The organism is Streptosporangium minutum, assembly GCF_002149035.1.
In the GTDB taxonomy this organism is placed as follows: domain Bacteria; phylum Actinomycetota; class Actinomycetes; order Streptosporangiales; family Streptosporangiaceae; genus Streptosporangium; species Streptosporangium minutum.
Genome location: NZ_NGFP01000018.1, coordinates 17853 through 41061 on the forward strand (window position 1 = coordinate 17853; position 23209 = coordinate 41061).

The 23209-nt window shown below is 71.9% G+C and carries 22 protein-coding genes; 11 read left to right on the forward strand and 11 right to left on the reverse strand.

Annotated features, from left to right (window positions below):
- The first annotated feature begins 52 nt into the window (after positions 1 to 52).
- From CA984_RS06345 to CA984_RS06355, 3 genes are read left to right on the forward strand one after another with little or no spacing between them, the layout of a single operon-like run.
- Positions 53 to 1882: a substrate-binding and VWA domain-containing protein gene (locus CA984_RS06345; RefSeq protein WP_165781127.1), complete on the forward strand. Its 1830-nt coding sequence runs from the start codon at positions 53 to 55 to the stop codon at positions 1880 to 1882.
- Positions 1882 to 2616 carry a hypothetical protein gene (locus CA984_RS06350; RefSeq protein ID WP_086569192.1) on the forward strand — a complete coding sequence of 245 codons (735 nt, stop codon included), beginning with the start codon at positions 1882 to 1884 and terminating at the stop codon, positions 2614 to 2616. Before CA984_RS06345 ends, CA984_RS06350 begins: the two co-directional genes overlap by 1 nt.
- A gap of 9 nt (positions 2617 to 2625) precedes the next feature.
- The gene (locus CA984_RS06355; RefSeq protein WP_086569194.1) at positions 2626 to 3372 is read left to right on the forward strand and encodes a PspA/IM30 family protein; all 747 of its coding nucleotides are present in this window, start codon (positions 2626 to 2628) and stop codon (positions 3370 to 3372) included.
- A gap of 210 nt (positions 3373 to 3582) precedes the next feature.
- Here the strand turns inward: CA984_RS06355 and CA984_RS06360 are convergent, their stop codons facing one another.
- From CA984_RS06360 to CA984_RS06365, 3 genes are all read right to left on the reverse strand, one after another.
- Entirely contained in the window at positions 3583 to 4539 is a 957-nt protein-coding gene (locus CA984_RS06360) for a tetratricopeptide repeat protein (RefSeq protein WP_133061564.1), read from the reverse strand.
- Entirely contained in the window at positions 4532 to 4666 is a 135-nt protein-coding gene (locus tag CA984_RS48580; RefSeq protein ID WP_269323794.1) for a hypothetical protein, read from the reverse strand. The genes CA984_RS06360 and CA984_RS48580 overlap by 8 nt, the downstream gene beginning before the upstream one ends.
- 261 nt (positions 4667 to 4927) lie before the next feature.
- Complete coding sequence (locus CA984_RS06365; RefSeq protein WP_242675775.1) at positions 4928 to 5452, reverse strand: cysteine dioxygenase family protein; 525 nt, start codon at positions 5450 to 5452, stop codon at positions 4928 to 4930.
- A gap of 74 nt (positions 5453 to 5526) precedes the next feature.
- Here CA984_RS06365 and CA984_RS06370 point away from each other — a divergent pair, with 74 nt between their 5' ends.
- The 4 genes from CA984_RS06370 (at position 5527) to CA984_RS06385 (ending at position 9433) form a co-directional block, all read left to right on the forward strand.
- Positions 5527 to 6393: a LysR family transcriptional regulator gene (locus CA984_RS06370; RefSeq protein ID WP_086569201.1), complete on the forward strand. Its 867-nt coding sequence runs from the start codon at positions 5527 to 5529 to the stop codon at positions 6391 to 6393.
- A gap of 72 nt (positions 6394 to 6465) precedes the next feature.
- Positions 6466 to 7242, forward strand: a complete 777-nt coding sequence (locus tag CA984_RS06375) for an ABC transporter ATP-binding protein (RefSeq protein WP_086569203.1) — start codon at positions 6466 to 6468, stop codon at positions 7240 to 7242.
- Positions 7239 to 8729 (forward strand): DUF6297 family protein, encoded by a 1491-nt coding sequence (locus CA984_RS06380; protein ID WP_086569205.1) that lies wholly within the window; start codon positions 7239 to 7241, stop codon positions 8727 to 8729. Before CA984_RS06375 ends, CA984_RS06380 begins: the two co-directional genes overlap by 4 nt.
- A 56-nt stretch (positions 8730 to 8785) precedes the next feature.
- On the forward strand, positions 8786 to 9433 hold the full coding sequence (locus tag CA984_RS06385) for a LysE family translocator (protein WP_086569208.1): 648 nt from the start codon (positions 8786 to 8788) through the stop codon (positions 9431 to 9433).
- Here the strand turns inward: CA984_RS06385 and CA984_RS06390 are convergent.
- The 3 genes from CA984_RS06390 to CA984_RS06400 are packed head-to-tail and all read right to left on the reverse strand — an operon-like array spanning position 9430 to position 10634.
- The gene (locus CA984_RS06390) at positions 9430 to 9939 is read right to left on the reverse strand and encodes an aldose epimerase family protein (protein WP_242675776.1); all 510 of its coding nucleotides are present in this window, start codon (positions 9937 to 9939) and stop codon (positions 9430 to 9432) included. The genes CA984_RS06385 and CA984_RS06390 overlap by 4 nt on opposite strands.
- A gap of 28 nt (positions 9940 to 9967) precedes the next feature.
- Positions 9968 to 10249: a hypothetical protein gene (locus CA984_RS06395; RefSeq protein WP_133061565.1), complete on the reverse strand. Its 282-nt coding sequence runs from the start codon at positions 10247 to 10249 to the stop codon at positions 9968 to 9970.
- Positions 10242 to 10634, reverse strand: a complete 393-nt coding sequence (locus tag CA984_RS06400) for a DUF1622 domain-containing protein (RefSeq protein ID WP_086569212.1) — start codon at positions 10632 to 10634, stop codon at positions 10242 to 10244. The genes CA984_RS06395 and CA984_RS06400 overlap by 8 nt, the downstream gene beginning before the upstream one ends.
- 367 nt (positions 10635 to 11001) lie before the next feature.
- Between CA984_RS06400 and CA984_RS06410 the strand changes: the two genes are divergently transcribed.
- Positions 11002 to 11955 (forward strand): S41 family peptidase, encoded by a 954-nt coding sequence (locus tag CA984_RS06410; RefSeq protein ID WP_086569254.1) that lies wholly within the window; start codon positions 11002 to 11004, stop codon positions 11953 to 11955.
- Positions 11956 to 12177: 222 nt separating this feature from the next.
- Here the strand turns inward: CA984_RS06410 and CA984_RS06415 are convergent, their stop codons facing one another.
- The 5 genes from CA984_RS06415 to CA984_RS06435 are packed head-to-tail and all read right to left on the reverse strand — an operon-like array spanning position 12178 to position 18475.
- On the reverse strand, positions 12178 to 13764 hold the full coding sequence (locus CA984_RS06415) for an acyl-CoA synthetase (RefSeq protein ID WP_086569216.1): 1587 nt from the start codon (positions 13762 to 13764) through the stop codon (positions 12178 to 12180).
- A 20-nt stretch (positions 13765 to 13784) separates the two neighbouring features.
- Complete coding sequence (locus tag CA984_RS06420; protein ID WP_086569218.1) at positions 13785 to 14936, reverse strand: thiolase domain-containing protein; 1152 nt, start codon at positions 14934 to 14936, stop codon at positions 13785 to 13787.
- A 2-nt stretch (positions 14937 to 14938) separates the two neighbouring features.
- Complete coding sequence (locus tag CA984_RS06425) at positions 14939 to 15958, reverse strand: thiolase domain-containing protein (protein WP_086569220.1); 1020 nt, start codon at positions 15956 to 15958, stop codon at positions 14939 to 14941.
- Positions 15959 to 16846, reverse strand: coding sequence for a Zn-ribbon domain-containing OB-fold protein (locus tag CA984_RS06430; RefSeq protein WP_086569222.1), 888 nt, complete (start codon positions 16844 to 16846; stop codon positions 15959 to 15961).
- 51 nt (positions 16847 to 16897) lie between these two features.
- The gene (locus CA984_RS06435; protein ID WP_086569224.1) at positions 16898 to 18475 is read right to left on the reverse strand and encodes an acyl-CoA synthetase; all 1578 of its coding nucleotides are present in this window, start codon (positions 18473 to 18475) and stop codon (positions 16898 to 16900) included.
- 406 nt (positions 18476 to 18881) lie between these two features.
- Between CA984_RS06435 and CA984_RS06440 the strand changes: the two genes are divergently transcribed.
- The 3 genes from CA984_RS06440 (at position 18882) to CA984_RS06450 (ending at position 23190) form a co-directional block, all read left to right on the forward strand.
- Positions 18882 to 19697: a crotonase/enoyl-CoA hydratase family protein gene (locus CA984_RS06440; RefSeq protein ID WP_086569226.1), complete on the forward strand. Its 816-nt coding sequence runs from the start codon at positions 18882 to 18884 to the stop codon at positions 19695 to 19697.
- Positions 19698 to 19997: 300 nt separating this feature from the next.
- Positions 19998 to 21542, forward strand: coding sequence for a serine hydrolase domain-containing protein (locus CA984_RS06445; protein ID WP_165781128.1), 1545 nt, complete (start codon positions 19998 to 20000; stop codon positions 21540 to 21542).
- Positions 21543 to 21615: 73 nt separating this feature from the next.
- The gene (locus CA984_RS06450) at positions 21616 to 23190 is read left to right on the forward strand and encodes an ABC transporter substrate-binding protein (protein WP_086569230.1); all 1575 of its coding nucleotides are present in this window, start codon (positions 21616 to 21618) and stop codon (positions 23188 to 23190) included.
- The last annotated feature ends 19 nt before the right edge of the window (positions 23191 to 23209 follow it).

A 23209-nucleotide genomic window follows, 5' to 3' on the forward strand; every position in this document is an offset into this window, starting at 1 on the left:
TCGTCACGGCGAACTATGGCAAGGGCTCATTCGTCGGATAAGTACTGACACCATGGAGGCCGGGTTGTACCAGCAGCCGCAGCGACCACGCAGGAACTTCGCTCCCTTCATCATCGCGATCATTCTCGCCGGGGCGTTGATCGTCGGTCTGCGGCTGTACGTCGGGAGCGGCGAGCCGGACCGGCCGAAGGACGCCAAGCAGACCACGGCCTGCGGCGACGGCGGGGTCACCCTGACCGTGGCGGCGTCGTCGGAGAAGGCCGAGCTGCTGCGGACGGTCGCGGCCGGCTACAACGGCAGGAAGGTCGGCGAGCGCTGCGCCGACGTCGTCGTCGTGACCAAGGCCAGCGGCGGCGCGATGCAGGCGCTGGCCCGCGGCTGGGACGAGCGCCAGGACGGCCCGCGGCCGGATGTCTGGTCCCCGGCGAGCAGCGGCTGGGTCACCCTGCTCCAGCAGCGCGTCCAGGCGAACGACACCGGCTCCCTGGTCGCCGCGGAGAACCCGTCGATCGCCAAGACACCCCTGGTCGTCGCGATGCCCAAGCCGATGGCCGAGGCCCTGGGCTGGCCGGGCAAGAAGCTCGGCTGGTCCGACCTGCTCGACCTGTCGGCCGGCTCCTGGGCCAAGTACGGCCACCCGGAGTGGGGCGACTTCCGTCTGGGGAAGACCAACCCCAATTTCTCGACCAGCGGCCTGAACGCCACCGTCGGCGCCTACTTCGCGGCCACCGGCCTGTCGGGCGACCTGTCGGAGAAGAACGTGGCCGACCCCAAGGCGCGGGACTTCGTCCAGGGCGTGGAGCGCTCGATCGTGCACTACGGCGACACGACGCTGACGTTCCTGTCGAACCTGCAGCGGGCCGACGACGCGGGGGCGGGCCTGAGCTACATCTCCGCCGTGGCCGTGGAGGAGAAGTCGGTCTGGGACTACAACCAGGGCAACCCGACGGGCGATCCGAAGACCCTGGGCAAGCACGGCAAGCCCAGGGTGCCGCTGGCGGCGATCTACCCCAAGGAGGGCACGCTCTACTCCGACAACCCCTACGCCGTGCTGACCGCGCCGTGGGTGGACGACGCCAAGCGGCAGGTGGCCGCCGACTTCCTGGCCCACCTGCAGGCCCCGGAGCAGCAACGGCGGTTCGCCGAGTTCGCCTTCCGGTCGTACGAGGGGAAGGCGGGCAAGCTGATCACCGAGGCGAACGGCCTGCTGCCCGCCGAACCGAGGACCACGCTCAGCCCGCCCGCCCCCAACGTGCTGGACAAGGTGCTCTCCAGCTGGGCCGACCTGCGCAAACCCGCCAACGTGCTCATGGTGATCGACGTCTCCGGCTCGATGGGCGCTGTTGTGCCCGGCACCGGCAAGAGCAAGCTGGACCTGGCCAAGCAGGCCGCGATCAACGCGCTGCCCCAGTTCGGCCCGCACGACAAGGTCGGCCTGTGGATGTTCTCCACCAAGCGGGACGGTGAGAAGGACCATCTGGAGCTGGCCCCGCTGGACACCGTGGACGCCGCCCAGCGCAAGACCCTGCGTGCCCGGCTCGACGGCCTGACCCCCGACGGCGGGACCGGCCTCTACGACACCGCGCTCGCCGCCTACCGGCACGTGCGCGACCGGCACAGCGGCGAGGCGATCAACGCGGTGGTCTTCCTGACCGACGGCAAGAACGAGGACAACGCCAGCATCTCGCTGGAGAACCTCCTGCCCGACCTGCGCGCCGAGTCCGCCGAGGAGTCGGTGCGGATGTTCACGATCGCCTACGGCCAGGACGCCGACCTCGGCGTGCTCAAGCAGATCTCCGAGACGACCAGCGCGGCCGCCTACGACTCCCGCGAATCCGGAAGTATCGACCAGGTGTTCACCGCGGTGGTATCCAACTTCTGATGTCCCGTTTCCTCGATGAACTACGAGATCCGTGGGGTCTGCTGCTCGGCGCGACCGCCGGGGGCGCCGCGTGGGCCGTCAGCGTGCACCCGGCCGCCGCCGGGGCCGTCGCGGTCACGGTCTGGCTGGCGAAGACGGCCATCGCCACCGTCCAGGGGCGGGGCGGCGGCCGTACCGCGCCGGCCGTCACCGCCGGCAGCAAGGAGGCCTACTGGCTGGAGCGGGCCGGCTCGGCCGCGCGCGGCTTCGGCGAGCTGAGCGCCTCCATGGGAGCCGGCCCGCTGGCCGAGCGGATCGCGCTGATGCGGCCCCAGGTCGACGACTCCACGGCCACGCTGGAACGCCTGGCCGAGCAGGCCTCGCTGACCGGCACCGCGCTCGCCAGGTTCGACCTCGAACGGCTCCGGCAGGAGCGCACGAGGCTCACCCGCGCCCGGAAGGGCGCCCGCAAGGAGTTGGTCCATGACCTCGACCGCGCGCTCGCCGCGCTGGCCTCCCAGCAGGCCGTGGTCGAGCGGCTCGCCCAGACCCACAGCCAGGTGCTCGCCCGGATGGAGTCGAGCACGATCAGCATCGAGGGACTCCTCGCCCGGCTGGTGGAGCTGTCGGCGATGACGGCGACCGGGGCCCTGGAGCCGGCCCGGGTGCTCGACGAGCTCGCCGACAACCTCGAAGGGGTCCGCCAGGGCCTGCACGAAACCGAACAGATCACCCGAGACGCGCTGGATCGCTAAGGAGCCCCCATGTTCAAGGTCATCCGCCGGGCCTGGCGCTACATGGTCTTCGCCCTGTCCGGCCGGTTGGACGAGCTGTCCGATCCGCGGATCCAGATCGAGCAGGCCATCCAGGAGGCCAAGGAGCAGCACCAGCGGCTGTCCCAGCAGGCGGCGGCGGTCATCGGCAACGAGCGCGAGCTGGAGATGAAACTCGCCCGCTCGCTGGAGGAGACCGAGAAGCTCCAGGCCAACGCCCGCCAGGCGGTCCTGCTGGCCGAGCAGGCACGGGCCGCGGGCGACGAGCGCAAGGCGCTGTCCTACGAGGACTCCGCCCGCGCCTTCGCCTCCCGGCTGGTGGCGGCCGAGACCGCGATGGGCGACGTCCAGCTCATGCACGAGCGGGCCAGGCAGTCCTCCGCCCAGGCCCGCGCCGCGGTCGAGAACAACGCCATGGCCCTGCAGAAGAAGATCGCCGAGCGGATGCGCCTGCTCTCCCAGCTCGACCAGGCCAAGATGCAGGAGCAGCTCAACAGGGCCATGGGCGACCTGTCCGGCCTCACCCCCGCCGGCGACACCCCGACCATGGACCAGGTCCGCGAGAAGATCGAGAAGCGCTACGCCCGCGCCCTCGGCGAGGCCGAGCTGACCTCCAACTCCGTCGAGGCCCGGATGATCGAGGTCGAACGCGCCGCCATCGACGTCGAGGGCGCCGCCCGCCTGGAGGCCATCAAGGAGAGCCTCGCCCGGGACAGGAAGCCCGAGGTCGAGGGCTGATCCGAGGCCGCGGACGCCCTACCGGGTCCGCATGGGATCAAGGAATGGTGCGGACCGCGGACGCCCTACCCGGTCCGCGCGGGATCAAGGAATAGCTCTGACCGCTGACGCCCTACCCGGTCCGCGCGGGAGCAAGGACCGGCTCGGACCGCGGACGCCGTACCCGATCTGCGCGGCGGGTTCTGGGCGCCGTTCCGTCCCGTGAGCCCCTCAACCACGCCGCGCCCTCACGAGCGCGGACAGGCGCTCCACCTCCGGATGGCCCGGGTCGAGGGCGCGGCGCTTGATGCGCAGGGCGTCCCGGTAGCGTCGGGCCGCCTCCTCCTCGCGGCCCTGGAGATCGTCCAGGTGTGCCAGGTTCACCTGGCACACCGCCACCTCGTAGTGATCGTCTCCCAGGCGCTCGCGGAAGATGCTCATGGCCCGATGCAGCGCTTCCGCCGCCTCGGCGTGCCTGCCCTGGTCCGCGAGCACCGCGCCGAGCACGGCCAGATCCGCCGCGACGTGGTCGTGGTGGGGGCCGAGCGCTCTCTGCCGGATCTCGATCGCGGCCCGCGCGTGGTGTTCCCCGGCGGGATCGCCGCCGCCCCGGGCGTGCGCGAGCCCCGCGAGGTTGTGCAGGGCGTCGGCGCGCATCGGGTGGTCGGCTCCGTGCCGCTCCAGGCAGGCCAGCGCTTCCCGGTAGTGCGTCTCGGCCTCGTCGTACCGGCCGGTCTCCTTGCACAGTACGCCCAGGGCCAGCCGCACGGTCGCGGCCCGTTCCCGGTCGGTCTCGTCCACCAGGCCGGACGCCCGGCGCAGGTGCGCCTCGGCCGTGGCGTACCGGGCCTGCCTGCGCTCGACGTCGCCCATCCGGACCAGCGCGTCGGCGAGCGGTCCGTCGCGGTCGGGGCCGGGGGGCTCCGCGGCCGACGACTCCACTGCCAGCCGGGCGCACTCATGCGCCTCCGGGTAGCGCGTGAGCCCGTGCCAGAGCGACGCCAGATCCACCAGGAGCGTCGTGTGCCCGGCCAGATCCGCCGGGCCCGCCCGGCGCGCCGCCTCGGTCGCCCGCCGTGCCCACCGCTCGGCCTCGGTGTGCCATCCGCGCCTGCGGCAGTGGACACCCCGTATGAGGCACCGCCGGATCACCCTGATCCGGCGGTGCCGGGCAGACCGCTCAAACACCGTCAGGGGACGACGGCTCGCAGTGGTTGGCGATGCGGATGGCCTCCGCGGTGCCGGACATCAGCACGGAGAAGACGGGTACGGCCGTGGCGAGGACCAGCATGTACAGGCGCGTGATCTTACGCATGACTTGCTCCTTTCCGGAGAACCGGGACGTCCTCATCGTGGCCGCGGGGGCTTGTCGCTGACTTGGAGGTGGCTGGCGCGCCTGCCGGGAGAGAGCCGGCCGCCGGGTCCGCGCGAGCCCACCTCAGCCGCGGCCGTCGCTGTCTCAGCCGCAACCGGGACGATCACCGCCCCGGCGCGACGGGACACCCCGCCCGGGGGCCGTGCGACGCCGTACGGCCATCGGGGGGTAGCGGACGGGCAGGTCATGGAACCGCCGGGGTCAGCGGACAGGCAGGTCGTAGACCCGGCGGATGCTGCTCGGAGCGGCGCGGAGGTCGGCGCCGTATATGTGGAGGGAGATCGCCGTGCTGTCGCCGGTGTTGCGGACCCGGTGGATGTCTCCGGGCGGGGCGAAGCCGCTGACCTCCCCCGTCTGGTTGGCCGTCCGGCCGATCTCCGTCAGGTGGTCGCCGTCGAGGCGGTAGAGCGTCTCGTATTCGACCCCTTGCAGGACCCCGAACACGCACCACGCGATGTGGTCGTGGATCACGGTCTCCTGGCCGGGTCGCCAGACGACCGCCAGGATCGAGAAGGCCGCCTCGGTGTGGAGGGGGTGGCCGATGTAGTGGCCGGGGTCTCCCAGACATTCCTCCTCGGTGAGGATCTCGGGAGAGGGCAGCCGTTCACGCAGCATGTCGGCCACGGCGAAAGCCGTCGTCCGGGGGGCGGTGGACCTGTCGGTCAGCTCTCGGACTCCCGCGACCAGCTCCACCAAGCCGGGACGGGCGAGCGTCATGATTCCCATGTCCCAAGAGTGCGCCGGACGATACATGACGTCTAATGTCTATCTTGCTCTTTATTCATAGATAATGTTGATACATGCTCGACGTCGTACGGCTCCGCGTGCTCGCCGCCGTGGCCAGGCACGGATCGGTCACCGCCGCGGCCAGGGAGCTGCACTACTCCCAGCCCTCGGTCAGCCACCACCTGGCCAAGCTCGAAGCCGAGACCGGGGCCAAGCTGATCCAGCGGGCCGGCCGGGGCATCCGGCTCACCGAGACGGGCCGCCTGCTGGCGGAGCGGGCCACCGAGATCGTCGGCCGCATCGACTCCGCGTCCGCCGAGCTCTCCGCCCACGTGGGCCTGCGCGCGGGCCGGGCCAGGCTGGCCGCCTTCCCCTCGGCCCTGGGCACGTTCGTGCCGGAGGCCGCCGCCCTGCTCGCCAGGGACCATCCCGGTCTGGAACTGCGCCTGACCGAGACTGAGCCGCCCGAGGCCCTGCGCATGCTCCGCGCGGGCTACGTGGACGTGGCGGTCATCTTCCGCTACGACGACACCGCCCCGGAGGACGACGGCATCCAGCTGGTCCACCTGCTGGACGACCCCAGTTACCTGGTCACCTCCGGCCGGACCGGAGACCTGCTCTCACACCGCGACAGCCGCTGGATCGGCGGCTGCGACCGGTGCCGGAGCCACCTGCTCGACCTGTGCGCCAGGGCGGGCTTCGAGCCGGAGATCGCCTTCACGACCGACGACATCGTCGCCGTCCAGGCCCTGGTGGCGGCCGGGATCGGGGTGACGGTCCTGCCCGCCCTCGCGCTGCGGGCGCACCGCCACCCGAAGGTCAACACGATCGAGCTGCCCGGCTCGACCCGGCACGTCTACGCCGCCACCTACGGCGAGCCTCCCGCCCCTCCGGCGACCACCGCCCTGCTGACCGCCCTGGTCTCCGCGAGCCGCCCGTAACAGGCCGCCCCCCATCAGCTCCACCCGTGGCAGGGTCACGCGGGCGGGACCGGCATTGGCTACGCTCGAGCGGTGCCTACACCGATCATCACTGTCCGCGACGTCGGGGTGGATCTCGGCGGCAACCCTGTTCTGCGAGACGTCGGCCTGACGGCCGTACCCGGCGAGATCGTCGCCGTGATCGGTGCGAACGGCGCGGGGAAGTCGACGCTGCTGCGCTGCCTGGCCGGGCTGCAATCCCCCGCCTCGGGAGAGCTCGACGTGCTGGGGGGCCCGCCGAGGGACGACTCCGCCTTCTGGCGGGACGTCGTCCTCGTGGGAGACGAACCCGCGTGGTACCCGGGACTGACGGTCCGCGAGCACCTGGAGCTGATGCGCGCCGTCCACACGCCGCCCCGCCTGGAGGTCGACGCGGCGCTGGGGCTGTTCGATCTGGAGCGGCGGGCGGACGCCTCGCCGCTGACCCTTTCCACCGGCCAGCGGCAGCGGCTCTCGCTGGCGAACGCCCTGCTCCGGCCGAGCCGGCTGCTCCTGCTCGACGAGCCCGAACGCGGGCTCGACTCCACCTTCCGGCAGCACCTGGCGACGATCCTGAGGGAGTACGCGACCGCCGGCGGCACAGTGATCATGGCCACCCACGACCTCCGGCTCGCCGAGGCCACCCTGGCCCGCCAGATCGTGCTGACGGACGGGCACGCGGCGGACGGGCGCTCCGGGAACGAGCACATGGCGGACGGGCACCCGAGGAGCGGACACCCGGGAGACGGGCACCCGGGGAACGGACGCCCCCGGGACGAGCACCCTGAGAACGGGCACCCGCGGGACGAGCACCCGGGAGACAGGGCGTGAGCGGCGTTCCGGAGGTCCGCGCGTTCATCCGGTCGCGCCGCCCTACCCCCGCGAGCTGGCTGGACCGCTACACCGCCCTGTTCGGGCTGGCGATAGGGGCCGCGGTGCTGGCCCAGCCTGCCTCCTCCATGCTGGCGACCATCGCCCGGCAGGCCGATCCGTCGCGGATGGGGGCCGGAGTGGCCCTCGTCGCGCTGGTCTACGCGGGCCTGCTCGCGGTCGCCCGCACGGTGGGCCCGGTCGCGGTGCCGGCCTCCGACGCCGCCTGGCTGGTGCTGTCCCCGCTGGACCGCCGCGGCGTGCTGGGACGGACCGCGAGGCTTCTCCTCGTGATCTCCGTGCTGGCCGGGACCGTGCTCGGGGTGGGCCTGCTCGCCGTGCTGGGCGCGCCCGACCAACTGGCGGTGCGGCTGGTCGCCGCCGTGGTCCTGGGTGTGTCCGCGGCGGCCGGCGGCATGGCGCTGGCCGTGCTCTCGCAGTCGTCGCAGACCTGGGACTCTTGGCTGCACGTGGCCCTCGTCGCGATCACGGTGCTCGCGGGGGTCGCGGCGCTGTCGGCGTCGGGGCCAGGGCGCCGGATCCTCCCCTCCGTCGCGTCCGCGCCCGTGACGCTCGGCGCGGCCCTGGCGGGTGTGGCCGCGGTGGCGTCCGCCCTGCTCGTACGGCGGGCGTGGTCGTCCCTGGCCCGGATCCCGGCGCGGAGCCTGCTGGCCGCCTCCACCCGCGCCGGTCACGTGGCCGGTGCGGCCGTCGGCATGGACCCCGGCGCTCTGACCTGGATCGCCGAGGACAACCACTGGCGGGGGCGTGCCCTGCGCTCGCGGCCGTGGCCGCCGCTGCCCGCCCCGCTGGCCCTGGCCTGGCAGGACTGGCGCCGCCTGGGCCGGCGCCCTGGACGGCTGGCCGCCCTGCTCGGAGCCGCCGCGCTCCCCTCGCTGGCCGCCCAGGCCGCCGGGGGCGTCACCGCGATCACGGTGGGCGCCCTGCTCGCCGGCGCGCTGGCCGCCGCGGTGGCGGGCACCTCGGGCGCGCGCCGCGACGGGGACAATCCGAGTCTCGCGCGTCTGCTCGGCGTCGACGCCCGCGCCGCGCTCGCCGCGCGGGCGCTGCTGCCGGCGCTGCTGAGCGCCGTCTGGCTCTCCCTGGCCCTGACCGGTCTGGTGCTGGCCGGCACGCTCGCGGAGGGCCCGTGGTGGCTGTTCGGGCTGTCGGCCGCTCCCGCCCTGGCCGCCGCGGGCCTGCGGATGGCGCGGCGGAACCCCGTCGACCATGCGATGCCGATCATCGAGACGCCGGTCGGAACGGTGCCCACCGGCCCGATGGTGTGGGGGTTGACCGGCGTCGACCTGGCGGCGCTGGGCTGCCTTCCGCTGGCGCTGGCACTGGCCGCCCAGCCGTCCGCGCTCGGCGGCTTCCTGGCCGCCCAGGCACTGGCCGGAGTCGTGGTCCTCTCGTCGTACCTGCTCCGCGCGGCGAAGGGCCGCTGAGGAGGCCCGTGGAAAAACCCGGGCGATCAGCGAGTGGGCGGGCCTAAGATCCGGATATGCCGGATCTGACAACCATTGCCCTTTTCGCCGCCGCGACCCTGGCCCTGCTGCTCGTGCCGGGTCCCGCCGTGCTCTACATCGTGACCCGCAGCGTCGCCCAGGGCCGCGGTGCGGGGATGGTGTCGGTGCTGGGCATCCACCTCGGTTCCGTGGTCCACGTGGCCGCCGCCGCCCTCGGCGTCAGCGCCCTGCTGGCCGCCTCGGCGACCGCGTTCACCCTGGTCAAGTATCTGGGCGCGGCCTACCTCGTCTGGCTGGGCGTCCGCAAGCTGATGTCCCGCCCGGACGGCGCCGAGGCGGCCGAGGCGCCGGTCGCGAGCCGGTCCCGGATGTTCTGGGAGGGGTTCGTGGTCAACGTGCTCAACCCGAAGACCGCGATCTTCTTCCTGGCCTTCCTGCCCCAGTTCACCGACCCCTCCCGAGGGCCGATCGCCCCGCAGATCCTGCTGCTCGGCGCGATCTGGATCGCGCTCGGCATGGCCAGCGACGGCGCCTTCGCCCTGCTCGCCTCGGCCATGGCGGGCCGCCTGCGCCGCTCCGCCCGCGCCCGCCGCCGCCTGGACGTCACCAGCGGCCTGGTCTACGTCGGCCTGGGCGCCGTGACCGCGTTCACCGGCGAGAGCGCCGCGGCCGCCCGAGCCTAGGAACCGCGCCTCCCCCGACGGACCTCACCGCGGGGAGGCCTGTCGGGACACGAGCCTCGCCCGGCGTGCCTGCCGTACGCGGTGGCGACGCCGTCCAGGAGGTTGCCCGAGAGGGTGAAGTAGGAGTGGTCGGTCAGGTTGAGCACGGTCGGCGCGTCGGTGGTCGCGCGATAGTCCAGCCGGAGCGCGTCCCCGGTCAGCGTGTAGGTGAGCGAGACGGTCGGGTGCCCGGACAGCCCTCCTCCCCGTCGGCCCTCCCCGTCGGCGCTGACGTACTCCAGCGTCACCGCCGTGCCGGAGACCTCCGCCACCCGCCACACCCGGCTGGCGAACCCGCCCGGCCCGCCGCGGAGGCTGTTGGGCCCGTTGTTCACCGGCAGCCTGTGGGTGACGCCGTCGAGGGTGAACCGCCCGCCCGCGATGCGGTCGCCGTACCTGCCGACGACCGCGCCGAAGTGGCGGCTGCGCGTCAGGTAGTCCTCCAGGGTGTCGCAGCCGAGCACCACGTTTGGGCGGCCGGCCCCGTAGGGCCGGTCAGGACTCGGCGGCCCGGCGGGGCAGGCGAGGCGCCGCCGGCCGCGTCCGGAGTGAGAGCGCGGCGACGACGACCTTGCGGATCACTATCGTGAGCGTCGCCACGGCGATCGCCGTCCACGTCTGCGCGAGGGAGAGGCGGAGGAGCCCCGCCGCGACGAGGAAGTCCAGCAACACCGCCATCGCGCCCCCGGGGCCGCCGCCGCGCAGCAGGGCGGCGAGCGCCGCGACCAGTCCCATGACGACGACCAGGGCGGCGGCCGTCCGGACGACCTCATCCACCGCCGGCACCGGGCACGGCACGCGGAGCGGCCTCGGCCACCGTACGTCCCTCCCGCTCGATCTCCCTGCTCAGGAAGAAGTTCAGGGCGGTCCTGATGGCGGCGATCGCCGCGAGTTGCCCGATCTGCGTGAAGCTCGGCGAGATGGCCGTGCGCAGCACGTCACTGGCAAGCTGGAACTCCAGACCCAGCGCGAGGAACCGCCCCAGGAACAGCCGCACGGCGATGAACCCGTCGGCCCCGCTCCGGCGGGCGGCCACCAGGAGAAACCGCGCGAAAGCCGCAGCCGCACCGACGAAGATGACGGTCGCGCCGGCCGCCTCCACGAGGCGGACGAGCAGGTCGACGACCTCCCGGAGCGTCTCCTCGGGCAGAAGATCAAGCATGTGCTGCTGTTACCCGGTGGCCGCGGGCCTAAGCGGGAGGACCGACGGGAGCGCGGGGGCTGTCGGCCGGGGAGACGCGGGTACCTTCGTCGACCGACCGCACGGGACGGGTCCGCCCCGGCAGGGGAGGGGCCGGGAGCCGGAGGCTAGGCGCCGGGAGCCGGGAGCCGGGAGCCGGGAGCCGGAGGCAAGGAACCGGGAGCCGAAGGTCGGAGGCAAGGAGCCAGGGGCCGGGAGCAAGGAGCCGAAGGTCGGAGGCAAGGAGCCGGGGGCCGGGGCAAGAGGCTGAAGGCCGGGGGCCGGGTGGTCCGTGTCATCTCGGCAGGGAAGATCCGGAAATGTCGCCGGAACACTAGAGTCCATGGCCATGGACTGGACACCACAGGTCGAGACGCTCTGCGCGCAACTGACCGAGCACTATGTTCTCCCCGAGGTCGGGGCGGAGATCGCGGAGATCCTGCGGAAGCGGCTGGCCGCGGGCGCCTACGCCGGGATCCCGGGGGACGAGGCCTTCGCCGCGGCGGTGACCGAGGACCTCCAGTCGGTCAACGGCGACAAGCATCTGCGGCTGATCCACAGCGTCGACGAGGTGCCGGTCGACGACCCGTCGGACGCCGCCCTCTACAAGGCGGAGATCTCGCTGTCCGGCTACGGCTTCGCCCGCGTGGAACGCCTGCCCGGCAACATCGGATACATCGACACGACGATGTTCTGCCAGCCCGAAACGGCCGGCGACCGGGCGGTGGCGGCGATGACGCTGGTCGCCGACACCGACGCGCTCGTGTTCGACGTGCGCCGCAACCGGGGTGGCTCGCCCGGCATGGTGGCGCTGATCTGCAGCTACTTCTTCGGTCTCGACGAACCCACCCACCTCAACTCCATCTACTGGCGCGGGACCGGCCACACCGACCAGTCCTGGACCCTGCCCTACGTCCCCGGCCCGCGCTTCGGCCCCAGCAAGCCGATCTACGTCCTGACCAGCTCGCTGACGTTCTCCGGAGCTGAGGAGCTCGCCTACGACCTGCAGACCCGCGACCGCGCCACGATCGTCGGCGAGCGCACCAGGGGCGGCGCCAATCCCGGCGGCCGCTACTACGTCGGCCCGCACCTGAAGTCGGCCGTCCCCTCGGGCCGCGCCGTCAACCCGGTCAGGGGCGACAACTGGGAGGGCGTCGGCGTGGCGCCGGACATCGAGGCGACGGCCGAGGAGGCGTTCGGCCGGGCCTACGGCCTGGCGCTGCGGCACGTCCTCACGCTGGGTGAGGACGGCGCCCGCCGCGCGGTGGCCGCCGAGGCCCGAGAGGCCCTCGCCGCCCTTTAGCGGTCCGGCGGCGTTCCCGGACCTCCCCGGTGGGGACCGCCGCGCCGGAGACCGGCCGGGAGGCGTCCCCACCGGATCGCGCCGACGCGGGCCCTCAAGCCAGGACACGTCAACGTGGGGCTCTCGGTCCAGGACGCCGTCGACTCGGCGCGGGATGCCCAGCGGGTTGTCCTCCCGCAGTTCGAGCCCCGCTGTCGCGGGCCGGCCCTCTCGGGGGCGGGATCAGTCCTGGGCGGCCTGGGCGGTCTCCCTGGCCCAGCGGTAGTCGGCCTTGCCCGCCGGGGAACGGACCATCTCGTCGACGAAGGCGAAGACCCGGGGCACCTTGTAGCCGGAGAGCCTCTCCCGGCAGTGCGCGTCGAGCTCCTCCGCCGACGGCCTCGCGTCGGGGCGGAGCTCCACCACGGCGGCGACCCGGCTGCCCCAGCGCTCGTCGGGGATGCCGGTGACGACGGCGTCGAAGACCGCCGGATGCCCTTTGAGCACCGCCTCGACCTCCTCGGGGAAGACCTTCTCCCCGCCGGTGTTGATGCAGACCGACCCCCGGCCGAAGATCGTGATGGTGCCGTCCTCCTCGACCTTGGCCATGTCGCCGGTGAGCAGCCAGCGCACGCCCGCCCTGTCGGTCACGAAGGTCCGGCCGGTCTTGGCCTCGTCCTTGTAGTAGCCGAAGGCGATCCGGCCGCTCTTGGCGACCGTGCCCAGCTCGCCCCCGCCGGGCTTGACCGGCTCCAGGGACTCGTTCAGCACGACCAGGGCGGAGGCGGGGTTGGACTGGAACCGCTGCCCCGACTCGGGCGAGGAGCCGGGGACCGCCGAGGCGGTGTAGCCGGACTCGCTGGAGCCGAAGCTGTCTATGATCATCCTGCCGGGGAGCAGCTCCTGGAGGCGGTCGCGGACGGAGCCGGTCAGGATGGCCCCGGTGGAGCTGATCACGACCAGCGACGACAGGTCGTAGGAGCCCGCGGCGATCTCGTCGGCCAGCGGGCGGGCCATCGCGTCGCCGGTGAGGTTGACCGTGAGGACCTTCTCCCGCTCGACCGCGCGGAGCACCTCGGCGGCGTCGAACTTGCGGACGTAGACCATGGTTCCGCCCATCCACCAGGTGATGAAGGTGGCCATCTGGGCCGCGCCGTGCATCAGCGGGGCCGCCGCCATCATGGTCAGCGGCCCGGAGGCCGTGGCCGCCTCGATCACCTCCTCCGGCGTGGCGCGCGGGTCCCCGTAGGGGTTGCCGCCGCCGAAGGCGAAGAACAGGTCCTCGGCCCGCCACATCACCCCCTTGGGCATCCCGGTGGTGCCGCCGGTGTAGATGATGTAGACGTCGCCGCCCGACCGCTCGGGGAACCCCCGCGTGTCCGGCCCGCCGGCCAGCGCCTCCCGGTACGGCACCGCCCCCTCGACCCGGGACGGACCGCCCACGGCGATCAGGTGCCCGAGCTCGGGAGCCTGCGGGGCCACGGCCGCCACCCGGTCGTCGAACTCGACGTCGAACAGCAGGGCCACGATGTCGGAGTCCCGGTAGAGGTAGAGCAGCTCCGTCTCGACGTAGCGGTAGTTCACGTTGACGGGCACGGCCCGGATCTTGAGGGTGGCCAGCAGTCCCACGACGTACTCGACACCGTTGTAGAGGTGGATCCCGACGTGCTGCCCGGCCCGCACGCCCGCGCCCGTCAGGTGGTGGGCGAGCCGGTTGGCCTCCGCGTCCAGCTCCGCGTAGGTCAGGCGGTCGCCGCCGCAGACGACGGCGACGCGGTCCCCGATCGCGTCCGCGAGCCCCTCGAACAGATCTGCGTGGTTGAACTCCATCGGGCCCTCCTGGGGGGAGATCAGGGTCTGTCGCTGCCGACCATCCACATCGCGAAGAACTGGGCGCCTCCGCCGTAGGCGTGCCCCAGGGCCCGCCTGGCCCCGTCGACCTGGTGCTCCCCCGCCATCCCCCTGACCTGGAGTGCCGCCTCGGCGAACCGGATCAGCCCGGACGCGCCGATCGGGTTGCTCGACAGCACCCCGCCCGAGGCGTTCCACGGGATGTCACCGTCCAGAGCCGTGGCCCCGGACTCGGTGAGCTTCCACCCCTCCCCCTCGGCGGCGAACCCGAGGTTCTCCAGCCACATCGGCTCGTACCAGGAGAAGGGCACGTACACCTCGGCCACGTCGATCTCCCGGCGCGGGTCGGTGATCCCGGCCTGCCGGTACACGTCGGCCGCGCAGTCCTTGCCGCCCTGCGGGTTCACGGTGTCCCGTCCGGCGCGGAAGATCGGCTCTGAGCGCATCGCCGTACCCAGGACCCAGGCGGGGGTGCTGCCGGTGAGCTTGTCCCCGGCGGCCAGGACCATCGCGCACGCGCCGTCGGAGGACGGGCAGGTGTCCAGGTAGCGGATCGGCTCCCAGAGCATCGGGGTCGACTCGACCATCTTCCGGTCGATCCCGGGGATCCTCAGGTGGGCGTAGGGGTTCTTCAGGGCGTTGCGCCGGTCCTTGACCGCCACCAGGTGGCCGATGTGCTCGGGGGCGCCGGACCTGCGGATGTACTCGCGGATGTGGGGGGCGAAGTAGCCGCCCGCGCCGACCACCAGCGAGGCGCTGAACGGCAGGTGCGTGGACAGCGCCCAGGTCGCGTTGGACTCCGACTGCTTCTCGAAGGCCACCACCAGCACCCGGTCGTGCACGCCGCCCTGGATCAGCGAGGCCCCGACCAGCGCCGTGGACCCGCCGACCGAACCGGCGGTGTGCACGCGCATCATCGGCTTGCCCGCGGCGCCGAGGGCGTCGGCCAGATAGGCCTCCGGCATCATCACGCCCTCGAACAGGTCGGGCGCCTTGCCGATGACAACGGCGTCGATGTCCTTCCAGGTCAGGCCCGCGTCCTGAAGCGCGCGCAGCGCCGCCTCGCGGACCAGCCCGGCGATGGAGACGTCCCGCCGCTTGGTCGTGTAGTGGGTCTGGCCGATCCCGATGACCGCACACGGGTTACCCATGATCAGGCCTCCATCACGGTGACGAGGTTGTGCTGCAGGCAGGGGCCGCTGGAGGCGTGCCCGATGGTACGGCTCGCGGCGCCGTCGAGGATGCGCTGGGCTGCCTCGCCGACGCGGATGAGGCCGGTGGCCATGACCGGGTTGGCCGCGAGCGGCCCCCCGCTGGGGTTGACGACCGTGGACTCGGGGAGCTCCAGCGCCTGGCGGAGGATCGGCTCCTCGTGGCTGAACTGGGTGTGAAGCTCGGCGACGTCGACGTGACCCTTGCCGGCCCCCGCCGCTCGTGCGGCTTCGGCGGCGGAGGCCGACCGGGCGAGATCTCTCATGCCCAGGTAATGGGGCTCTATGCGATGGGCGATGCCCGTGATCCAGGCCGGGCGCTCACACAGCTCCCTGGCGAGGTCCCCGGCCGCCAGCACCACCGCGGCGGCGCCGTCGGTGACCGGGGCGATGTCGTACGGCCGCAGCGGCTCGACCTCGAAGGCGTCCCCTCCGGGGTCGGGCAGGTCGAGGGCGTAGGGATTGGCCCGGCCGTCGGCGCGGCTGCGCCGTACGATCTCGTCCAGCCGGGCGCGGTCGACCTTGGCGGCCGAGGCCTGCAGCGCGGCGTAGGAGACCTGGTCGAGGCCGAGCGGGGCCAGGTAGTAGGGGTCGAGCTGGAGCGTCATGATCTCCCGCAGGTCGCCCTGGGAGGACTTGCCGAACCCGTAGACCAGCGCCGAGTCGACGTCACCGTGCTGGAGCCTGACCCACGCCTCGTACAGCGCCCAGGCGGCGTCCATCTCCACGTGGCTCTCGGAGATCGGCGGCCAGGCTCCGAGCGCGTCGAGCGCCGAGACGAAGGAGAACGGCGCGCCCGCCAGGTAGTCGCACGACCCCGAGCAGGTGAAGCCGAACTTCCGCAGCCCCGTCTTCTCCCTGACCTCGTCCAGCGGGGGGAGGATCAACTCGGGCTCGCTCTGCCCCTGGTCGGTCGCGCTGTGCCTGGTCTGCGCGAACGCGACGACCGCTATCTCACGCATCTACAGCTCCGCGTCCGGCTCGCCCGTGGGGGCGAACCACTTGATGTTGGCCATGGACGCCGTCCGCTCCTCCTCGGGAACCCACACGGCCCGCACCCGCATGCCCTGCCGTACCTCGTGGGCCGCGACCCCGCCGACCAGGGTGATCATCGGGACGTCCGAACCGTCGAGCAGGACGTAGGCCGAGACGAACGGCACCTCGGGGGCGCGCGGATCGGGCAGGTTGTTGATCGCGAAGGTGGTGATCGTGCCGGTGTCCGGCACCTCGACCTCCTCGGTGATCGCGATGCCGCACTCGGGGCAGGAGAGCCGGTAGGGCACGTAGACCTTGTGGCAGGAGCCGCACCGGCAGCCGACGAAGACGCCCGCGGCGACCCCCTCCAGGAAGCGGGCGAGTGCCAGGCCGGGCTTCAGGACGTATTCGGTGCGGACCGGGGACACGATCTTCGTGACCTCCGGGACGAAGCTCTCGATGTCGGTGATCTGCCCGGTGCGCTCGGCCCGCCAGCGGGGACGGACCCGCAGGCCGGGGCGCATGGCCTTGACGTCGCCGGCGTCCACCGCGTGGACGAGCGAGGTGTCGGCCCCGTCCAGCCGGATCAGCGCCCAGGCGAACGGCCGGTCCAGCGGGTGGCCCGCGCGGGGGGCGTGCACCCACGACCAGCTCTCGACCGTCCCTGCCGGGCCCACCTCGACGAATTCGCCGGTGACGGCGTCACCGGTGCCGGGGTCGTACTCCAGCGGGGGGACCAGCGTCCGGCCGCCGGCCGTGCGGACCCCGACGAGGCGCCCGTCCCGCAGTTCGGTGAGGAACCGCCCGATCACCGGTCCCGTCGTGCGGGTGTAGCCGCCGGGGAACTCCAGCACGTGCCGCGCTTCGAGCGTCATCGGCGCTCCCCCTCCCGCGTCGGCACGCGGTCCTCCCGGCCGGTGGACGTCTCAGATCGCACGGTCTCGCCCCTCCCAGTACGGGTCGCGCAGCTTGCGTTTGAGGAGCTTGCCGTTGGGCTCGCGCGGCATCTCCTCGATGAAGTCGACGGACCTGGGCCACTTCATCTTCGACAGGCGGCCCCGGAGCGACTCGATGAGCTCCGCGGCCAGCTCGGGCGAGGGGGCGACGCCGGGCGCGGGCTCGACCACCGCCTTGATCTGCTCGCCCCACTCCTCGTCGGGGATGCCGAACACCGCCACGTCGGCGATCTTCGGGTGGACCATCAGCTCGTTCTCGATCTCGGCCGGGTAGATGTTGGCCCCACCCGAGATGATCATGTCGACCTTGCGGTCGCACAGGAAGAGGAAGCCCTCCTCGTCGAGGTAGCCGATGTCGCCGACTGTGAAGTGGTCCTTCAGCCGGTTGGCCTCGGTCTTGGCCTGGTCGCCCTTGTACTCGAAGCGGACGCCCATCATCTTCATGTAGATCGTGCCGGGGGTCCCCGCGGGGACCGGCTCCAGGTTCTCGTCCACGATGAGCAGCTCGCTGATCGGCCAGGCCGTGCCCACCGTGCCGGGGTGTTTCTTCCAGCCCTCGGGGGTGGCGATCGTGCCGCCGCCCTCGGTCGCGGCGTAGTACTCGTAGATGCAGTCGCCCCACCACTCGAACATCGCCCATTTGACCGGGACCGGGCAGGGCGCCGCGGCGTGGATCATCCACCTGAGCGAGGACAGGTCGTACCTGCTCCTCACCTCCTCGGGGAGCGCGAGCAGGCGCTTGAAGTGGGTGGGGACCATGTGCGAGTTGCTGACGCGGTACCTCTCGCAGAGCCGGAGCGTCTCCTCGGCGTCCCATCGGTCCATGTAGACGAGCGTGTGGCCCATGTGCAGGGCCGTGCCGCCGAACTGGGTGACCGCCGTGTGGTAGTTCGGCGAGGTGACCAGGTGGGCGTTCCCCTCACCCGGGGTGATGCCGAACAGGGTGAGCAGGAACGTCATCAGCTCGGCCGCGTCGTCCGGGTCCAGGCCGCTGAGCGGCCGGCGCACCCCCTTGGGCTTGCCGGTGGTGCCCGAGGTGTAGTGCATGGTGGCGCCCGCCGTACGGTCGGCGGGGGCGGTGGCGGGCCTGCCGTCGGTCAGCTCCGAGGCGGGCCGCACCCCCTCCGCGGCCCCGAGCCGGCGGAACTCCTCAAGGCCCCCGAACGCGAAGACGCGGTCGCGTGCGATGCCCGACTCGGCGACGCCGCGCAGGCCCTCCTCCGCGTAGCGCTCGTCGACGAAGAAGGCGCGGGCCTCGCTGTCGGCGACGATGTAGCCGATCTCGGGGCCGGTGAGGTGCCAGTTGACGGGCGTGTAGTACCACCCTGCCTGGAGCGCGGCCAGATAGAGCACCAGCCCGTCGGAGCCGTTCGGCACCAGGCCGCAGAGGCCGTCGCCGGGCTTGAGCCCCAGCTCCCGCAGGCCGTGCACGAGGCGGTTGGCACGGGCGAGCAGGTCACCGGCGCGATGTTCGGTGCCGTCCGGATCCACGGCGGCGATCCACTCCGGATCGGCCTGCGCCAGTCTCCAGAAGCCGAGCGTGCCCATCGGAAATCCTCTCTTGCCGAAAGGCTCCCGGACCGCCGAAGTGAATCACGTTCTCGATATTGCGAGAAGTCATGGCGGCGCGGGAGGGATGGAACAAGAATCTGTTCTCGTACGCAGGGGCAGACTAACCCGGCCGAGACATACCGAGCAAGCGCTTGATCCAGACCGTGAACCGCGACGCGGCCCCGCTTTCCCCCTTGCTCCACCACCTTGAATCAGCAGAGCCGATCGGACAAGACGCCTTCCCCTCCGGCGCGGCACACGGCCGCCGGCCGGCCTCGCCCACCCGATCCGCCAGGACGGCACCCGGCTGGGCGTGTGCGACCGGCCCGGCGACCTGGCGGCGCGGGACATGCCCGATCTAGGATCGCCTAACAAGCGCTTGCTATAGCAACGGAGGCTGCCCGTGGAACTTCTGCCGATCAGCACGCCGCACTGCCGCGTCGAGCGCGACGGCCACGTCGTCGTCGTCACCATGGACCGGCCCGAGGCGAAGAACGCGCTCTCCACCGACATGCTGGTCGGGCTGGCCGACGCGTGGGCCTACGTCTCGGACGAGCCCGAGGTCCGCGTCGCCGTGCTGACCGGCGCGGACGGGACCTTCTGCGCGGGCGCCGACCTGAAGGCCATGGGCAGCCCGTCGGCCGACCCCCGGGTCCGGAAGCGCGCCTCGGAGATCCCCGACTTCCACTGGAAGGGACTGCTCCGCGACTCCGCCGCGCTGCCCGCCAAGCCGATCGTCTGCGCGGTCGAGGGCTACGCCGTGGCCGGCGGCACCGAGCTGCTCGTCGGCACCGACCTGCGGGTCGTCGCCGAGTCGGCCACCCTCGGCCTGTTCGAGGCCCGCCGCGCCCTGTTCCCGATGGGCGGCTCCGCGATCCGGCTCCCCCGCCAGATCCCCTACGCCTTCGCCATGGACATCCTCCTGACCGGCCGGTCCGTCACCGCCCGGGAGGCGCTGGAGATGGGCCTGGTCAACCGGGTCGTCCCGGACGGCCAGGCACTGACCGCCGCCCTGGAGATCGCCGCCCAGATCGCCGAGTGCGGGCCGCTCGCCGTACAGGCCATCCTGCGCACCTACCGCGAGACCCTCGGCCTGCCCGAGGCGGAGGCGCTGAAGGTCTCCGACGGCATCGGCTGGCCGGTGATCGGCTCCGAGGACGCCAAGGAGGGCTCCCGCGCCTTCAGGGAGAAGCGCCCGGCCGTCTACCGGGGCGCGTGAGGCACGGCGCCATGGACGGCGAGATCGTAGATCTTGCCCTTGAGGTCGGCCCGGATGCCTTCGGCCCATGTCCGCGGCCGTGGTAGACGGTCGTCCGGTAGATCAGTCGGGTTCGCCCGCCCGGCCTGACGCACAGCAGTCCGGCGATCGAGACCCGGCCCGCTCCCCGCCCGGAGACGACCACGAGCGGGGTCTGGCCCCGCCGGGCCCGGGTCTTGTTCGCACAGGCCAACGTCCAGGCCAACTACTTTGTATATTTCGACAAACTCGGCTGCTTCACCCCCTGCGACCATGTCGGGCATGGATGTCGCAGAGAGGTTGTCTGACCTGGCGCACTCGTCGGTGCGGCCAGGGGGTCCCGGGCTCGCGATCGGGGTCTACTCCGACGGAAAGCTGACCCACCACGCCGCTGCCGGAATGGCCAGCGTGGAGTTCGAGGTGCCGATCGGCACCGGAACGCGGTTCGATATCGCGTCGATGAGCAAGCAGTTCACGGCCACGGCGGCCCTGCTGCTGTGCCGCGACGGGCGACTCTCGCTGGACGACGACATCCGCAAGCACCTGCCGGAGCTCGAACTGTCCGTGCCGGTGACCGTCGCCCAATGCCTGCGCCACACCGGTGGCCTGCGGGAGTGGCTGTCCCTGTCCATGCTGGCCGGCCGGTCGCTGACCCGGATAACGCAAGCCCAGGCGCTGGCCTTCGTCGCGGGGCTGACCGAGGTCAACTTCGAGCCGGGCACCGGCTTCTCCTACTCCAACACCGGCTACATCCTCGTGACGTCCGCCATCGAACGGATCACCGGGCAGTCGTTGCGCGCGTTCACGACCGAGCGAATGTTCACCCCGCTGGGTATGACCGACACCCACTTCCGTGACGACAGCCAGGAGCCGCTGGCGAGGTACGCCTACGGCTACGACGTCTCTGAGCAAGGGGTGCGCCGCGCGGACACCGAGGAGTGCGCCGTCGGCGACGGCATGATCGTGACCAGCGTCGCCGACCTGGGGCCGTGGTTCGGCTTCCTCCACGACGGCCGGGTCCTCGGCGATGACGTACGCGACGCGCTGCTCGAACGGGACGACACGGGTGCTCCGTATGCCCTCGGCATCTACCACACGACGGTCAGCGGGCAGCCCGCGTTCGGCCATGCGGGCGGCGCGCCTGGCTACCGCTCCCAGCTGCTCTTCCTGCCCGAGCAGGGCATCGGCGTCGCGGTGCTGACCAACGACACCTCGATCGACCCCCGCGGGATCGGCTGCCAGGCGCTGCGCCTGGCCGCCGGACTGCCCGACGAGGCCCAGCCCGCCCTCATCGCCGACCAGGCGGCGGCCGAGGCGCTGAGCGGGTTCTGGCACGACTCGGGCACCGAGACGACATTCCAGGTCGAGCAGGTGGACGACGGCAGGATCACGCTGACCGGCGGCCTCCTCTCCGGTACGTTCGCGCTCACGAGCGACGGGACCTGGCACGGTGAGGACAACCGGCTGCACGTGATCGACGGCGGGATCAGGGCGGGATCGATCTACGCCCCGGGACGGGCCCGCACCTTCCTGCCCTGTGCGGCGCCGGTCGAAGGCGCCGTGCTGCCCGCGGCCGTCTACCTCAGCCCCGAGGTCGGAACCCTGGCCACGATCACCGACGAAGGTGTCCTGGAACTCGGGCTGAGCCTGGTGGCGCCGATCGAGCCGGCCCCCGGCGGCTGCTTCTCCGCCGGCATGGTCACCCTCCGCCCGGACGGCGACGACCTCCTGGTCAGTGTCCCCGGCACGTACCGGCTGCGGTTCGTCCGCCAGCCCGACGGCACCCGCCCGGTCGGTGTGCCGCCCGGGCTCAACCTCACGACCTGAGCACGTACGAACTGACGCCACGGGGGCCGAAGTAACACCACTCCAGATCCCAACCCACACGAGGCGGTATTCGATGTCTGCCAAGCCCTATACCTTGCTGGCCGGCGCGATGTGCGGCGCCCTGCTGCTGTCCGGCTGCGCCACCAACGGCGGCAGTGGTGGGGGCAAGGCGAACGCCGACACGTTCACCCTGGCCACCGCGGCCCCGCCGAACGTGCTCGACATCGCCCACGGCTTCAACACCTCGTCCACCCTGGTGCAGTTCGCCATTCTGGACACCGTGGTGACGCTCGGCGAGGACGGCTCGATCCAGCCGTTGCTGGCCGAGTCGTGGACCGAGCCGAAGCCCGGCACCTACGTCTTCAAGCTCCGCTCCGGCGTGGTGTTCTCCGACGGTTCCCCGATGACCGCCGACGACGTCGCCTACTCTCTGCGACGCCACACCGACCCCAAGGTCGCCTCCCAGGCGGCCAGCACGGTGACCTTGGTGAAGAAGGTCGAGGCCACCGGCGAGCACGAGGTGACGGTCGAACTGAAGAGCCCGAGCCCGACCTTCCTTCCCAACGCGGCGCTCGTCTGGCAGGTGGTGCCCAGGAAGCTGGCCGAGGCCCACCCCGACGACCTCGGTACGCCGGAGGCGCCCACGCTGGGCACCGGCCCGTACAAGGTGGCCTCCTTCAGCGTCGACGGGCTCACCCTCGAACGCAACGACAAATGGTGGGGCGGCCGAGCTCCCATGGCCAAGGTCAAGATCACCGCCATCAGCGAGCCCGAGGCCTTGCGGCTGGCGGTCGCGTCGGGCTCGGTGGACGGCACCATGGAGGTCCCGCCGCAGAACGCCCGCAAGTGGGAGGGCATGAAGCAGGTCAAGGTCCGCTTCTATCCCGGCATGTCGATCGCCTTCCTCGCGCTCAACGTCAAGGACAAGTACCTGTCCGACGTCCACGTCAGGCGGGCCATCGCGCACGCGGTCGACCGCGAGGCCGTCCAGCGGACCGCCGTCGGCGACAAGGCGTCGGCGGCCTCGACCATCCTGCCGCTGCCGCAGCTCCAGGCCCTGTACGGCCCGGCACACGAGCAGGTGGTCGCCTCGCTGCCCGCCTACCCGCACGATCTGACGGCGGCCAAGGCCGAGATGGCGCAGTCGGCCTACCCCGACGGCTTCACGATCAAGGTCACCCACGCCACCGACGATCAGCGCGTCGACGCGCTCCAGTCGGTCGCGGCCGACCTCGCCAAGATCGGCATCCGGGTGGAGCTCAAGGCGATGCCGCGCGACGCCGAGCGGGCCAAGCGTTTCCGCCACGAGGACCTCACCATGAGCCTGTCGCAGCTCGGCTACGGCACCCCCGACCCCGGCGAGACGCTACCTGACCTGCTCGGCAGCACCGCGGCCAAGCCGCAGGGCTTCAACTTCGCCCAGTACACCAGCCCCGAGCTGGACAGCAGGATAGATCGGATGCTGGGCCTGAAGGGCGAGGAGCGCAAGCAGGCGGTGACGGAGATCCTCACCGAGGCCGCGAAGCAGATGCCCTATGTGCCCCTCTACTACGTTCACAGTGGGATTGCGATGAATGAGAAGTTCACTGAGAAGATCGGCCCCTGGACGATCCAGCAAATCGCCTCCATCAAGCCTGCCGGCAACTAGGCCCAGAGCGGAGTAGGCA

Coding starts and splice junctions, on each gene's coding strand:
- CA984_RS06345 (WP_165781127.1), top strand. CDS start 53: ATGGAGGCCGGGTTGTACCAGCAGCCGCAGCGACCACGCAGGAACTTC.
- CA984_RS06350 (WP_086569192.1), top strand. CDS start 1,882: ATGTCCCGTTTCCTCGATGAACTACGAGATCCGTGGGGTCTGCTGCTC.
- CA984_RS06355 (WP_086569194.1), top strand. CDS start 2,626: ATGTTCAAGGTCATCCGCCGGGCCTGGCGCTACATGGTCTTCGCCCTG.
- CA984_RS48580 (WP_269323794.1), bottom strand. CDS start 4,666: ATGCGTAAGATCACGCGCCTGTACATGCTGGTCCTCGCCACGGCCGTA.
- CA984_RS06365 (WP_242675775.1), bottom strand. CDS start 5,452: ATGGGAATCATGACGCTCGCCCGTCCCGGCTTGGTGGAGCTGGTCGCG.
- CA984_RS06370 (WP_086569201.1), top strand. CDS start 5,527: ATGCTCGACGTCGTACGGCTCCGCGTGCTCGCCGCCGTGGCCAGGCAC.
- CA984_RS06385 (WP_086569208.1), top strand. CDS start 8,786: ATGCCGGATCTGACAACCATTGCCCTTTTCGCCGCCGCGACCCTGGCC.
- CA984_RS06400 (WP_086569212.1), bottom strand. CDS start 10,634: ATGCTTGATCTTCTGCCCGAGGAGACGCTCCGGGAGGTCGTCGACCTG.
- CA984_RS06410 (WP_086569254.1), top strand. CDS start 11,002: ATGGACTGGACACCACAGGTCGAGACGCTCTGCGCGCAACTGACCGAG.
- CA984_RS06415 (WP_086569216.1), bottom strand. CDS start 13,764: ATGGAGTTCAACCACGCAGATCTGTTCGAGGGGCTCGCGGACGCGATC.
- CA984_RS06420 (WP_086569218.1), bottom strand. CDS start 14,936: ATGGGTAACCCGTGTGCGGTCATCGGGATCGGCCAGACCCACTACACG.
- CA984_RS06425 (WP_086569220.1), bottom strand. CDS start 15,958: ATGCGTGAGATAGCGGTCGTCGCGTTCGCGCAGACCAGGCACAGCGCG.
- CA984_RS06430 (WP_086569222.1), bottom strand. CDS start 16,846: ATGACGCTCGAAGCGCGGCACGTGCTGGAGTTCCCCGGCGGCTACACC.
- CA984_RS06435 (WP_086569224.1), bottom strand. CDS start 18,475: ATGGGCACGCTCGGCTTCTGGAGACTGGCGCAGGCCGATCCGGAGTGG.
- CA984_RS06445 (WP_165781128.1), top strand. CDS start 19,998: ATGGATGTCGCAGAGAGGTTGTCTGACCTGGCGCACTCGTCGGTGCGG.
- CA984_RS06450 (WP_086569230.1), top strand. CDS start 21,616: ATGTCTGCCAAGCCCTATACCTTGCTGGCCGGCGCGATGTGCGGCGCC.